Origin of the sequence: Micromonospora sp. NPDC047644, assembly GCF_040704315.1 — a bacterium.
GTDB lineage: Bacteria > Actinomycetota > Actinomycetes > Mycobacteriales > Micromonosporaceae > Micromonospora.
Genome location: NZ_JBEYSY010000002.1, coordinates 282,025 through 295,291, shown reverse-complemented (window position 1 = coordinate 295,291; position 13,267 = coordinate 282,025). Strand labels below are relative to the sequence as shown.

9 protein-coding genes are annotated in these 13,267 nt (G+C 73.5%); 5 read left to right on the top strand and 4 right to left on the bottom strand.

Annotation, left to right across the window (positions count from 1 at the left end; genetic code table 11):
• Positions 1–26: 26 nt before the first annotated feature.
• Both AB0877_RS04535 and AB0877_RS04530 read right to left on the bottom strand, forming a co-directional pair.
• Positions 27–1,565 (bottom strand): aspartate aminotransferase family protein, encoded by a 1,539-nt coding sequence (locus AB0877_RS04535; protein ID WP_366606607.1) that lies wholly within the window; start codon positions 1,563–1,565, stop codon positions 27–29.
• An 80-nt stretch (positions 1,566–1,645) separates the two neighbouring features.
• Positions 1,646–2,677: an ABC transporter substrate-binding protein gene (locus tag AB0877_RS04530; RefSeq protein WP_366606605.1), complete on the bottom strand. Its 1,032-nt coding sequence runs from the start codon at positions 2,675–2,677 to the stop codon at positions 1,646–1,648.
• A gap of 235 nt (positions 2,678–2,912) precedes the next feature.
• Between AB0877_RS04530 and AB0877_RS04525 the strand changes: the two genes are divergently transcribed.
• The 5 genes from AB0877_RS04525 to AB0877_RS04505 are packed head-to-tail and all read left to right on the top strand — an operon-like array spanning position 2,913 to position 8,409.
• The gene (locus AB0877_RS04525; RefSeq protein ID WP_366607092.1) at positions 2,913–3,863 is read left to right on the top strand and encodes an iron chelate uptake ABC transporter family permease subunit; all 951 of its coding nucleotides are present in this window, start codon (positions 2,913–2,915) and stop codon (positions 3,861–3,863) included.
• A complete protein-coding gene (locus AB0877_RS04520; protein WP_366606603.1) occupies positions 3,860–4,888 on the top strand; it encodes an iron chelate uptake ABC transporter family permease subunit in 1,029 nt (342 codons plus the stop codon). Before AB0877_RS04525 ends, AB0877_RS04520 begins: the two co-directional genes overlap by 4 nt.
• Positions 4,889–4,917: 29 nt before the next feature.
• Entirely contained in the window at positions 4,918–5,742 is an 825-nt protein-coding gene (locus tag AB0877_RS04515; RefSeq protein ID WP_366606602.1) for an ABC transporter ATP-binding protein, read from the top strand.
• Positions 5,739–7,862 (top strand): penicillin acylase family protein, encoded by a 2,124-nt coding sequence (locus tag AB0877_RS04510; RefSeq protein WP_366606600.1) that lies wholly within the window; start codon positions 5,739–5,741, stop codon positions 7,860–7,862. Before AB0877_RS04515 ends, AB0877_RS04510 begins: the two co-directional genes overlap by 4 nt.
• Positions 7,852–8,409 carry a GNAT family N-acetyltransferase gene (locus tag AB0877_RS04505; protein WP_366606598.1) on the top strand — a complete coding sequence of 186 codons (558 nt, stop codon included), beginning with the start codon at positions 7,852–7,854 and terminating at the stop codon, positions 8,407–8,409. Before AB0877_RS04510 ends, AB0877_RS04505 begins: the two co-directional genes overlap by 11 nt.
• Before the next feature lie 56 nt (positions 8,410–8,465).
• Here AB0877_RS04505 and AB0877_RS04500 read toward each other — a convergent pair whose 3' ends face one another.
• Together AB0877_RS04500 and AB0877_RS04495 are read right to left on the bottom strand one after the other, a co-directional pair.
• Entirely contained in the window at positions 8,466–12,182 is a 3,717-nt protein-coding gene (locus AB0877_RS04500; RefSeq protein WP_366606596.1) for a S8 family serine peptidase, read from the bottom strand.
• 435 nt (positions 12,183–12,617) lie between these two features.
• The gene (locus AB0877_RS04495) at positions 12,618–13,229 is read right to left on the bottom strand and encodes a bifunctional 4-hydroxy-2-oxoglutarate aldolase/2-dehydro-3-deoxy-phosphogluconate aldolase (protein WP_366606594.1); all 612 of its coding nucleotides are present in this window, start codon (positions 13,227–13,229) and stop codon (positions 12,618–12,620) included.
• Positions 13,230–13,267: the final 38 nt, after the last annotated feature.

The window sequence follows — 13,267 nt, the reverse complement described above, 5'->3', positions numbered from 1 at the left end:
CAGGCGCGGGTTCGAGGTCACCGGCGTCAGCCGACGTGGCAGGTCAGGCCGGCGTCGACGTGGTCGTGCACGTACTGACCGGCGTGGGTGGCGATCAGGTCGAGCACGTACCCGACGTCGTCGACCGTGGTTTCCGGGTTGAGCAGGGTGAACTTCAGGAAGTGCCGGCCGTCCACCCGGGTCCCGGCGACCACGGCGAGACCGGACGCCGCGAGGGCCTCCCGGGCGTGCAGGTTGGCGGCGTCGGCCAACTCACGGCCGGGGCCGGTGGGCAGGTAGCGGAACACCACGGTGCTCAACTCCGAGCGGGTCACCACCTCGAAGCGCGGGTCCTCGCTGACCAGTCGCCAGGCGTCGACGGCCCGGTCGACGACCTCGTCGAAGAGCCCGCCGAGCGCGTCCGGGCCCATCACCCGCAGGGTGAGCCAGAGCTTCAGCGCGTCGAAACGGCGGGTGGTCTGCAAGCTCTTGTCGACCTGGTTGGGGATGCGCTGCTCCACCATCCGCGCCGGGTTGAGGTAGTCGGCGTGGTAGGTGACGTGCCGCAGCGTCCGCCGGTCGCGGACCAGCAGCGCGCTGGAGCTGACCGGCTGGAAGAACGACTTGTGGAAGTCCACGGTCACCGAGTCGGCCCGCTCGATGCCGTCGAGCAGGTGCCGGCGCGTCGGCGAGACGAGCAGACCGCAGCCGTACGCGGCATCCACGTGCAGCCACACGCCGGCTGCCGCGCAGATCCCGGCCAGGTCGGTGAGCGGGTCGATCGAGCCGAAGTCGGTGGTGCCGGCGGTGCCGACGACGGCCATCACCACCAGCCCGGCCTGCCGGCACCGGGCGATCTCGTCGCGGACGGCGGCTGGCCGGATCCGTCGCCGGCCGTCGGTGGGTACCGCGATCACCGCGTCCGGGGCGAGGCCGAGCAGCTTTGCCGACTTCTGCACGCTGAAGTGACCGGCCGCGGAGGTGAGCACGCGCAGTCGGGGCAGCAGGTCGGCGCGCGCCTCCGGGCCGATGGCGTCGGCGCACGCCTCCTCCCGGGCCAGCAGCAGCGCCTGAAGGTTGGACTGGCTGCCGCCGCTGGTGAAGATGCCGTCGGCGCGGGGACCGAGGCCGATCCGCTCGGCCGTCCAGTCGATCAGCCGGCGCTCGATGAGGGTGGCCCCGGCGCTCTGGTCCCAGGTGTCCAGCGAGGAGTTCACGGCGGTGAGCACCGCCTCACCGAGCAGTGCCGGGATGGCCACCGGGCAGTTGAGGTGGGCCAGGTAGCGGGGGTGGTGGAACCAGACGGCGTCGCGTAGGTAGACGTTCTCCAGCTCGTCCAGGGCGGCGGCGGCGTCGCCCAGCGGCCGGTCCAGGTCCACCCGGTCGACCAGAGGGGCCAGCTCGACCGGGGTGATTCCGGTGCCGGGACGGTCCACTGTGGCAACCCGGCGGGCGACCCGGTCGACGCCGTCGGCGATCGTCCGGCGGTACTGTTCGACCGAGCCGCCGTGCAGCAGCTGGGCCCGCGCGGCGGTTGACGCCGGTGGCGGCGTGATGGTCTCGACGGGGTACGTCGGCACGGTCACTGGTAGTCCTTCCACGTTCTGGACGAGGGCAGCCGGAACCCACCCCGGGCGCGGCGGTGCGCCCGGGGATGTGGTGTTCGTCAGCTGACCTTCTTCGCGTTCCGAATGGCGGTGGCGAGGTTCTCCAGCAGCGGTGCGGAGCCGGCGTACGAGAAGCGGGGCACCGCGTCCCACGGGCTCACCTGGTTGGCCTTGACCGCCGGCAGTTGCTGCCAGGTCGGCTTGGCCGTGAGGTCCTTGGCCTGAAGCGCGGTGCCGCGGTTGTCCAACAGGATCAGGTCGGCCGGGAACTTCCCGGCGCTCTCCCAGCTCAGCGCCTCGAAGTAGTCGCCGGCTTCGAGCTTGGTGGGGACAACGATGTCGACGCCCAACTCGGCGAAGTACATCAGGTCGGTGCTGACCTTCGGGTTGGAGACGTAGAAGAGGTCGGGGCTGCCGGAGCAGGCCATCACCGTGATCCCGGGGTTGGCCTTCACCGCCTGTCGGACCGCCTCGGCGGCGGCCTCGAAGCGGGCCTTTCCGTCGGTGACCTTCTTAGCGGACAGGTCCGCGCCGAGCGACTCGGCCAGCGCCGCGTACCGCTCGATGGGCTTGGTCATCGGCACCCGGGCGGTGGTGATCGCCACGCTGGGCGCCAGCGGGAGGATCTTGGCCTTGCTCTCGTCCGGCACGTACCAGAGCGCGTCCGGGTCGTACATGTGGGTGACCAGCAGTTCGGGGCGCAGTGCGGCGTACTTCTCCAGGCTGAACTCGCCCCACACGTTGCCGAGGATCTCGACGCTCTCGACGTCGAGGTCGCCGGCCTGCGCCTCGGCCGTGCCGTCGGCGCGCCTGGTCTCACCGAAGACGCCCACGAGCTGCTTGTCGAGACCGAAATCGATCAGGGCCGCCGCCACTCCGGTGAAGGCCACCACGCGGGTCGGACGGGCTGCGGCCTCCACCTTCGTGCCGCGGTCGTCGGTGAACGACCAGGGGCCACTTCCGTTGCCGGCGGCGGGTTTCGCGGCGTCGTCCTTGCCACAGGCGGCGAGCAGGGTGGCCAGGGTGGCGGCACCACCGGCGGCCAGCAGGCCACGACGGGAGATGCGGCGGGCGGACAGGGCATCGGGCATGGTGTTGTCTTTCGATCAAGGGTTGGCCGGGGTCGACCAGGGCAGCGGGGTTAGGTTAGCCTAACCTCGGTCATTGTCAACAGCGGTACGCCGTGTCGCCACCACCCCGGAGCCCACACTGGACGCCACACCCACCGTCACCCGACCGGCACCGACCGTGCCGGCCAGGGCGACGGCCGCACCCCCGAGCCGGCGTGGCCGTCGGGCAGCCCGCGCCGCCGGCCTGGTCACCGCCGTGGCACTGCTCGCGGTGATCGTGCTGCTCAGCATCGCGGTCGGCGCGAAGGCCATGCCGCTCGCCGACGTCTGGTCCGGGTTGCTGCACCGCGACGCCACCGAGTACGCGGTGGTGCACCGGATGCGCCTGCCCCGCACCCTGCTCGGGCTGCTCGCCGGCACCGCACTCGGTGTGGCGGGCGCTGTCATGCAGGCCCTCACCCGCAACCCACTCGCCGACCCCGGGCTGCTCGGCATCAACGCCGGCGCGTCCGCGGCCGTCGCCACCGCCGCCGCGTTCCTGGGCGTCACCGCCGTCGGCGGGTACGTCTGGTTCGCGCTGCTCGGCGCGGCGGCGGTGACCGCGCTCGTCTACACCGTCGGCGGCGGACGCGGCGCGACCCCGGCCCGGCTCGCGCTGGCCGGGGCGGCGCTCAACGCCACCCTCTACTCCTACGTGAGCGCGGTGATGCTGCTGGACACCGCGTCGCTGGAGCGGCTGCGTTTCTGGACGGTCGGCTCACTGGCCAGCGCGGACTCCGCGACCGTGACCCGGGTGCTGCCGTTCATCGTCGTCGGCCTGCTGGTCGCGCTCGGTGCCGCCCGTCCGCTGAACGCGCTGGCGCTCGGCGACGACGCGGCGCGAGCCCTCGGCGCCCGACCCGCGCTGATCCGCGCCGCCGTGATCGTCGCCGTCACCCTGCTCTGCGGCGCGGCGACCGCCGCGTGCGGACCGATCGTCTTCGTCGGGCTGCTGGTGCCACACCTGGTCCGCGCCCTGACCGGCCCGGACCTGCGCTGGCTGCTGCCGTACTGCGCGGTGCTCGCACCCGCGTTGCTGCTCGGCGCCGACGTGCTCGGCCGAGTGCTGGGCCGCCCCGGAGAACTCCAGGTCGGCATGGTGACCGCCGTACTGGGCGGCCCGCTCTTCCTGTGGCTGGTCACCCGCCGACCGGTGGCGAAACCGTGAGCGTCGTACGTACTTCATGGGGGTTGTCGCTGCGGTTTCGGCCCCGCGCGTTGGGTGTCGGGGCCGGCGCGGCGGTGCTCGCGGCCGGGTTCGGTCTGGTGGCCCTGGGCAGTGGTGACTACCCGATGGGGCCGGCGGACGTGCTGCGCACGCTGACCGGCGGTGGCACTGTGGCGGAGCAGTTCATCGTGCTCGAGCTGCGCCTGCCCCGCCTGGTCACCGCCCTGTTGGTCGGGGCGGCGTTGGCGCTCGCCGGCACGGTCTTCCAGTCGCTGGTCCGCAACCCGTTGGGCAGCCCGGACATTCTGGGTTTCACCCAGGGCGCGTCGACCGGGGCGCTGGTGGTGGTCGTCCTCGGTGGCGGCAGCCTGGCGTTGGCCGGCGCGGCGGTCGTCGGTGGTCTCGGCACCGGCCTGGTGATCTACGCGCTCGCCTGGCGGCGCGGGGTGCACGGCTACCGACTCATCCTGGTGGGCATCGGTGTGTCCGCGATCCTGACCGGCGTCAACGGCTACCTGCTGACCCGGGCGCCGCTGATGGACGCCGCCCGCGCGGTCCTCTGGCTCACCGGCAGCCTGGACGGGCGAGGCTGGGCCAACGCCGGGCCGCTGCTGGCCGTCCTGGTCGTGGTGGCGCCGCTGGTGCTCGTCGGCTGCGCCCCGGCGCTGCGGATGATGGAGTTGGGCGACGACGCCGCCAGCGCCCTGGGCGTGCCGGTACGCCGGCTGCGCCTGGTGCTGCTCGCCGCCGCCGTGCTGCTGGTTTCGTTCGCGGCGGCCGCCGCCGGGCCGGTGTCCTTCGTGGCGCTCGTCGCCCCGCACGTGGCGAAACGACTGACCCGGGCCCCGGGTCCGAACCTGCTGCCGTCGATGGCCGTCGGCGCGGCGCTGCTGGTCGGCGCCGACCTGGTGGCGCAACGAGCGTTCGCCGGGCACCAACTCCCGGTCGGCGTGGTGACCGGCGTGATCGGCGGCGGCTACCTGGTCTGGCTGCTGGCGATGGAACGTCGGGCGGGCCGGCTGTGAACACCAGTGACGCCCTCGAAGGAGCACCCATGCGACCCGGCGATTCCCGACTCGGCGGCACCGCGCTGACCCTCGCCTACGACCAGCGCACCGTTGCCGAGAACCTGACCGTGGCGGTGCCCGACCGGTCCTTCACCGTCATCATCGGCCCGAACGCGTGCGGCAAGTCGACGCTGCTGCGCGCCCTGTCCCGGATGCTGCGCCCCAGCGCCGGCGCGGTGCTGCTGGACGGGCGGGACATTCACGACCTGCCGTCCCGCACGGTGGCCCGAACGCTCGGCCTGCTGCCGCAGTCGTCGATCGCGCCGGACGGCATCAGCGTCGCCGAACTGGTCGCCCGGGGTCGCTACCCCCATCAGGGGCTGCTGCGGCAGTGGTCCCGCGAGGACGAGCGGGTGGTCGAGGAGTCGATGGCCGCGACCGGGGTCGACGACCTCGCCGACCGGGCCGTGGACGAGTTGTCCGGCGGGCAGCGGCAGAGGGTCTGGATCGCCATGGCGCTGGCCCAGCAGACACCCCTGCTGCTGCTCGACGAGCCGACCACGTACCTCGACATCGCCCACCAGATCGAGATCCTGGACCTCTGCGCCCGCTTGCACGAGGAACAGGGCCGCACCCTCGTCGCGGTGCTGCACGACCTCAACCACGCGGCCCGCTACGCCACCCACCTGATCGCCATGCGCGACGGACGCGTGGTGGCCGCCGGGGAGCCGGCGTCGGTGGTCACCGCCGCGCTGGTCGAGGAGGTCTTCGGCCTCCCCTGCCGGGTGATCGACGACCCCGAGACCGGCACCCCGCTGGTCGTCCCCGCCGCCCGACGCCGCGCCACCACCCTGGCCCCGGAGCCGGCATGAGCGAGCAGAGCGAGCGAACCAGCAAGCACAGCAACAAAGCGTTCGCGCCGCCGCGAAGCGGTGGCGCGAACGCGGAACGCTTCCGGGACCCGTGGGGAGTGCCGCACCTGCGGGCCGCCGACCCGCTCGCGCTGGCGGTGGCGCAGGGCCGGGTGACGGCGTACGACCGGGCCTGGCAGATCGAGGTGGAGCGGCACCGCGCCCGGGGCACCAGCGCGGCGTTCCTCGGGCCCGACGCGCTCGGCTGGGACCGGTTCGTCCGGCAGGTCCGGCTCGACGACACCGCACGCCGCTGCCACGCCTCGCTGGACCCGGCGACCGCCGAGTGGGTGGGCGCCTACGTGGACGGCGTCAACGCCGCTCTCGACACCGGGGCGGCCCGGTCACCGGAGTTCGCCGCCACCGGGCTGAGCCCGGGTCGGTGGGAGCCGTGGACGCCGCTCGCGGTCTGGCTGGGCCACCACATCCTGTTCGCCGGGTTCCCCGGCAAGCTCTGGCGCGAGCACGTGGCGCAGCGGCTCGGACCGGACGCGGTCGACAGCTTCGCCACCGACGGGCCGGCCGTGGCCGGCAGCAACGGGTGGCTGCTGGCCGCCGAGCGCACCGGCACCGGGGCCGCGCTGCTGGCCGGCGATCCGCACCGGTTCATCGAGGATCCCGGCGTCTACCAGCAGATCCGGCTGGCCTGCCCAGAGTACGACGTGGTCGGGTTGGCGGTGCCGGGCGTGCCGGGCATCGCGCACTTCGGGCACACCGGCGGTGTGGCCTGGGCGATCACCAACGCCATGGCCGATTACCAGGACGTGTACGCGGAACGGCTGCGCCGCGACGGCCCCCGGGTCCAGGCGTTCGGCCCGGACGGCTGGCGCACGGCGCACCGCCACGTCGAGATGATCGAGGTGGCCGGGGCCGACCCGGTCGAGGTCGAGGTGGTGGAGACCGACCGTGGTCCGGTGATCGCCGGTGGCCCGGACGACGAGAGTGCCGTCAGCCTGCGCTATCCGCCCCGGGTGCGGGGTGACCTCGGCTTCGCGACGCTGCCGGAGCTGCTGCGCGCCCGCACCGTGGCCGACGTGGACCACGCGCTGCGGCACTGGGTGGAACCGGTCAACGTGGTGCAGGCCGCGGACACCGCCGGAGGGCTGCTGCACCGGGTCGCCGGGGCGGTGCCGGTCCGGCACCCGGAGAACGGCCGGCGGGTGGTCCCCGGCTGGGACGCCGCGTACGCCTGGCAGGGCTGGCACGCGCCGATGCCCCGTGCCGAGGTGCACGGTCGGGCGGTGATGGCCAACGAGCGTGGGTTGGCGGCACCGCTCGGGGTGGAGTTCGCCCCACCGCACCGGGCGCGGCGCATCGCCGAGCTGCTCGACGCCCGTCCGGTCTGGACGGCCGACGAGATGGCGGCGGTGCACACCGACACGTACCTCGGCGCGGCCGGGCCGTTGCTGGCGTTCCTCGCGGAGTCGACGGGGCTCGGTCCGGCCGCCGCCGCGCTGCGGGAACGACTGCTGCGCTGGGATCGCCGGATGGCCGCCGACAGCACCGACGCGGCGGCCTACGCCATGCTGCGGGCGGCTGTCGTACGCCGGATCGCCGCCCACCCGGCGCTGGCCGCGTTGGCCGAACTGCCCGCGCACCCCGAGGTGTTCGCGCCCTGGCTGGCGTTGACGCCGCGGGTCGGTCACGCGCTGGAGCACCTGCTCGGCGCGAGCCCGTTGCCCGGTGTGGACATCGCCGCGCTGGTACGCGCGGCGGCCGAGGAGGTCGCCGACGCGGCGGCCTCGACGCCGCCCTGGGGTGACCTGCACCGGCTGGCGGCGTGGCGGGCCCTGCCCGGCCCGGACACCGGGCCCGGCCCCCGGCTCGACGGGGACCACGACTGCGTGCTGGCCACCTCCAGCGTGCCCGGGGTCACCCACTGGTGCTTCCGAGGGCCGGCGGCGCGCTTCGTCTGGGACCTGGCCCGCCGCTCGGACAGCCGCTGGGTGGTCCCCCTGGGCGCCTGCGGGGTGCCCGGCGACCCGCACCACGACGACCAGAGCGCCGCCTGGCTGGCCGGCGACCTGCTGCCGGTCGGCACGGACTGGGACCAGCTCGTCGAGGAGCCAGATGAGCACTGACGAGCAGCACTACCGCAGTGAGGTCACCGGGTTCGGGGTGGTCACCATCCGCGCCGTGCGACCGGACCACGACGTCGACCTGCTGCACGGGTGGGTGACTCAGGAGCGGGCCCGCTTCTGGGGCATGCGGGAGGCGAGCCGCGAGCGGGTGCACGAGATCTACGCGTACCTGGACTCGCTGAGCACCCACCACGCGTACCTGGTGCACCGCGACGGCGTGCCGTCCGCGCTGGCGCAGACCTACCAGCCCGAGGCCGACCCGGTCGGCGAGTGCTACGACGTACGCCCCGGTGACGTCGGTGTCCACCTGCTCATCGGGCCGCCGGTCACGGTCGAGCGGGGTTTCACCGGCGCGCTGTTTGGCGCGATCCTCGACTTCGTCCTCGCCGACCCGACCCGACGGCGGGTGGTGATGGAGCCGGACGCTCGCAACGATCGTGCCATCGACAGGTTCCTGCGCACCGGGTTCCAACCCGGGCCGCTCATCGAGCTGCCGGAGAAGCGTGCCCGCCTGCTCTTTCTGGACCGTGCGGCGACCACGCGCTGAAGCGGGCACGGCCGCCGGTCGGGGTGCGCGGGGCACCCCGACCGGCGGCTGTGGCGTCAGCGCAGGCCGAACGCCCGGGTGATGTTCTGGCTCACGGTGTTGCCGGCGGTGTCCCGCGCGGTGGTACGCAAGCTCACGAAGCCGGCCTTCGCCGGTGCGGCCAGCGAGGTGCGCCAGCCGTCGCCGTGCCGGGTCAGCCGCTGCTTCTGCCAGGTCGCCCCGTCGTCGTAGGACACCTCGACGGTGACCGCGCCGATGGTGCCGGGGACGTCGGGCAGGTGCGAGGCGACAACGGTCAACGGTGCCCGCCGCGACGCTTTCCCGTCCCGGTCGATGGCCACCTGGTAGTCCAGCTGGATCATCGGCAGCACCGCGGCCGACTCCTCCCCGGTGGCTGCCGAGCTGAAGCCCCACTCGGTGCGGGTCTGCCGGGAGTACGGGTTGGTCCACGCGGCCCTGTCGTTCTCCACCACCAGCCGGTACGGCAGTCGCTGCGCGGCCAGCCCGGAGACCTGGAGGTACTCGGCGTTCCCCCAGTTCAGCTCCTTGTCTCCCTGGTAGAGGGTGGTCCGGTTGACCATGTCGTAGTTCGCGTACGCCTCACCGATGTGGCCGCCACCATCTCCCCAACCGGGCGCGGGCAGGTAGACCGTGTCCAGGTAGCGGACCGGCGTGTAGCTCCCGCCCATCCGGGGGCGCTGGATCGGCCCGAACCAGGTGACGGCGCTCGGCTTGCCGGCCGGGTACGTCGTCGCCGCCATCAGGTGCTGACCGGTCTCGCCGGCGATGAACGCGTCGTCGACCCACCGCTGGTCGGCGCTCACCCAGTCGGTGCGGCGGCCCTGCGCCGGTGCCGGCTCCTGGTTGCTCGACGCCCAGCCGCGCCAGATGTCGGTGCGGAACTCCAACGCCTTGCCCGGCCGGTAGTTGCGGAACTCCACGTCGACCCGGGCCAGGTCCCGCTTCGTGGGTCGGTAGGTGAGGTCGGTCGGCACGGTACCGGTCCAGTGGTGCGCCACGTCGTACAGGTAGGTGGTCTCCGGATGCGACTCGACGGCGAGGCGCACCGCGCCCCGCTCCAGCGCGGCGATGAGCTGGTTGCCCTCGTCGGCGCCGAGGGTCGCCACGGTCACCGGGGCCGGGCTCTCCGGGCCCCACGCGAACTCGTCCCACGGCTGGAGCCGACCGATGCCGTCGTTCACGACGAGCAGCAGCTTCGCCCCGGCCGCAGCGGCGGCCTGCGCCTGGGCGGCGATGTCCACACTGTCGCTGCGGCGCACCACCACGGCCCGGTCCCGGACCGGCCGCTTGGCCAGCCCCGCCGCCGACGCGTCGGCGACGTACACCGCGTCCAGCTGACGGCGGCCGGCCGGCAGCGCCGGAGTCGCCCGCTTCACCAACAGATCGTCGTACGAGCGACCGCCCGCCGAAACGGTCAACGCCGGCTGCTCCAGACGCCACCGGGCACCGAACTCGAACTCGCCGTCGGTCACCGGACGGCTGGTCGGCAACGCCCACATGCTGTCGTACGAGTCGTCGGGCAGCACCTGACTCTCGGTGAGACCGTTCTTCGTGGACCGGTGGATGTCCATCCGCAGGGCGCTGGCGGTGGCCTCCTGCGGCGCCCGGGCCTGCACCTGTCGGGCGGCGCGCGCGTCCAGGGTGACGGTGCGGTCCCGGTCCAGGTTCACGTCGGTGAAGCTGAGCATCGCCATGCCCTTGGAGTGCGGCCCGTGCACGCCGCGCACGTCCGCGGAGATCCAACCGTTCCAGCTTCCCACCGGCAGCCGCAGCATGGCGGTGCCGCTCTCGGGCAGGTCGACGGCGGTGAAGAGGGTGTCGGCGGTGAGGATGACCTTGCCAACGAGCGGCTTGCCGTCGCGGTCCTTGGCGACCAGCGTCAGGTTCTGCCGCTGCCCCTCCTTGCCGGCGCCGATCAGGGTGCGCCCGCGCACCGCACCGGTGTCGTCGGTGGCGACGATCATGCCGCTGACCTGCTTCTCCACCGGCAGTTTGTCGTACGCGGCGGTCACCGTCACGGTGGCGGTGCCGCCCGCGGGCACGGTGACCCGGTCGGCGGAGAGCGCGAACAGTCCGGCCGGCGCGGTGGCCGCGTCGACGGCCAGCCGCAGGTCGACCGACGCGCTGCCGAGGTTGGTGTAGGTGACCGTACGGTCGACACTCATGCCCGGCTGCTGCGGCCACGCCTGGAAGCCGGAGTAGGCACTCGGGGTGGCGAAGACGGTGGCGTGCGCGGCGGCGACCGCGTCGACCCGGCCGGCACCCGCCTGGTACGGAGTGTGCTCGGGAGTGGCCTTGACCGTGCTGACCAGCGCTTCCTTGATCCGCTGACCCGTCCAGTCCGGGTGCGCGGCGGCGACCAGCGCGGCCGTACCGGCCACGTGCGGGGTGGCCATCGACGTGCCGCTCATCAGCGTGTAGTCGCCGGAGCCGCCCCGCACGAGGTGCGAGCGGGCCGCCAGGATGTCCACGCCCGGGGCGGTGATCTCGGGCTTGAGCCCGCCGTCGCCGGCGCGTGGCCCCTGGCTGGAGAAGTCGGCGAGGTGATCGGTGTTGTCCACAGCGCCCACCGTGAGCGCGGAGTTGGCGGCACCCGGGCTGCCGATGCTGGCCGGGCCGCTGTTGCCGGCCGCGATCACGAAGAGAGCGCCGGTCTCGGCACTGAGTCGGTCGACCGCCTGGCTCATCGGGTCGCTGCCGTCGGTGGCCTCACCGCCCAGGCTCATGCTGACCACCCGGGCCTTCTGCTCACGGGCCGCCCACTCCATGCCGGCGATGATCCACGAGTCCTGTCCGCTGCCCTCGCTGTTGAGCACCTTGCCGATGTGCAGCCGGGCACCCGGTGCGACGCCCCGCTCGGTGCCACCGGAAGCGGCTCCAGTGCCGGCGATGGTCGAGGCGACGTGCGTGCCGTGGCCCTTGTAGTCGAGGATGTCGGGCTCGCTCGGCACGAAACTGCTGGACTCGACGATCTGACCGACGAGATCCGGGTGTTCGGCGTCCGCACCCGAGTCGAGCACCGCGACGTCGACACCGGTCGCGGTGTTGCCCTCGGCCCACAGCTTCGGAGCGCCGATCTGCGCGGTGGACTCGGCCAGGTCCGCGTGCACCCGACCGTCCAACCAGACCTTGGCGATGCCGTTCGCCAAGGTCGGGGCGGCACCCGCACGACGGGCCGTCGAACCAGCGGTCAGCGCGGTCCAGAACCGGTCGGCGGTGGCGCGCTGACGGGTCAGCGCCGCGCCCTGCACGCTGTCCAACTGGCGAACCAGCGTGGCGCCCTCGACCGTAGGGCGGGTGCGGTTGCGGGCCGCCGCGTCGGTCATCGTGACGATCAACGGAAGCGCGTCGGTGTGCGCGTCGTCGTAACCGTCGGCGATGAGGTCGGTGACGTTGAACAGTTGCCGGTCCAGCACGCCACTCGTCACATAGGACAGCGCGGCGTCCGGGTAGACGTAGGTGTCGCCGTCGCGCACGGTGCGGTGGAAACTCGGGGTGCTGCCGTCCGGCCGGCGCACTGTCGACACCGTGCTGCTGTCCGCCGCGGTGGTGACGGTGACCGTGTCACCGGTGATCAGAGTGACGGTGGCCGCGCGCCCGGCCGCGGCCGGGGGAAGGCCCGCCGCGCGGTCGGGTTCGTTGGGCGGGGCGGCGGACGCTCCCGCGCCGGGTGGGGTGAACCCGGCCGCCAGGCTGAGGGCGGCGCCGAGGGCGATCAGCCCGGATCGGCGGCGCCGGTGAGACAGAGCCACGATGACCTCTTTGTGTCGAGAAGTGGTACGCACCACAGCATCGACGCAAATCCCACCCCAACCACGCCCCGCCCCCGACGCACCTACGCCATGGCGCAACCCCGCCACCCCAGCCCGCCACCCCCGAGCTCCCCCGCTCCCCCGCCCTTCCCGCCCCCGCGCACCCTGCCGCGCCCGCGCCCCGCCCGCGACCCCGCCCTGCCCCGCACGCGCCCCGACCCCGCCCTGCCCCGCACGCGCCCCGACCCCGCCCTGCCCCGCCCTGCCCCGTCGATCTTGCACTTTCTGTCGTGACCAAAGTCGCGAATCGGGACGGATCGACGACAGTAACTGCAAGATCGACGCTGGGAGGGAGGCGCGGGAGCGAGGGAGGCGCGAGAGCGAGGGAGGCGCGAGAGCGGGAGGGCGGGGGCGGGAGGGCGGGGGCGGGAGGGGTTAGGAGGAGGAGGGGCGGGTCAGGGTGGCTAGGGCGTCTAGCTGGGTGGGGTCGGAGAGTGCGGAGCCGACGGCTACGACGCGTACGCCTGCTTGCAGGAACGCGCCGGCGTTGCTGGCGTCCAGGCCGCCGGTGGCGACGAAGCGCAACTGCGGCAGCGGACCGGCGACGGCTTTGAACCAGGCCGGCCCGAGGGAGATCGCGGGGAACGCCTTGAGCCAGGTGAGGCCGTGCCGCAGTGCCTGCTGGGCCTCGGTCGGGGTGGCCACCCCGGGCAGGTGTGGCAGGCCACGCGCGGCGGCGGCGTCGGCGACCGCGAGGTCCAGGCCGGGCGCGACGGTGAACCGGGCGCCCGCGTCGGCCGCCGCGGCGACCTGTTCGACGTCGAGCACGGTGCCGGCGCCGACGATCCGGTCGCGCTCGGCGCCCGCCTCGACGGCGGCCCGCAGCGCCGGCACCGCGTCGGCGGTGGCCACCGGAACCTCCACCACGTCGATGCCGAGGTCCCAGGCACGCTCGGCGAGCCGAACGGTCTCGGCGACCGGCAGGCCGCGCAGGATCGCCATCACCCGGGCGCCGCCGAAGATGTGATCGAAGTCCGGTGTGGTCATGGTGCACTCCATCCGATGTCGCGGTGGGACTGTTGCTG

Coding starts and splice junctions, on each gene's coding strand:
- AB0877_RS04530 (WP_366606605.1), bottom strand. CDS start 2,677: ATGCCCGATGCCCTGTCCGCCCGCCGCATCTCCCGTCGTGGCCTGCTG.
- AB0877_RS04515 (WP_366606602.1), top strand. CDS start 4,918: ATGCGACCCGGCGATTCCCGACTCGGCGGCACCGCGCTGACCCTCGCC.
- AB0877_RS04510 (WP_366606600.1), top strand. CDS start 5,739: ATGAGCGAGCAGAGCGAGCGAACCAGCAAGCACAGCAACAAAGCGTTC.
- AB0877_RS04505 (WP_366606598.1), top strand. CDS start 7,852: ATGAGCACTGACGAGCAGCACTACCGCAGTGAGGTCACCGGGTTCGGG.
- AB0877_RS04495 (WP_366606594.1), bottom strand. CDS start 13,229: ATGACCACACCGGACTTCGATCACATCTTCGGCGGCGCCCGGGTGATG.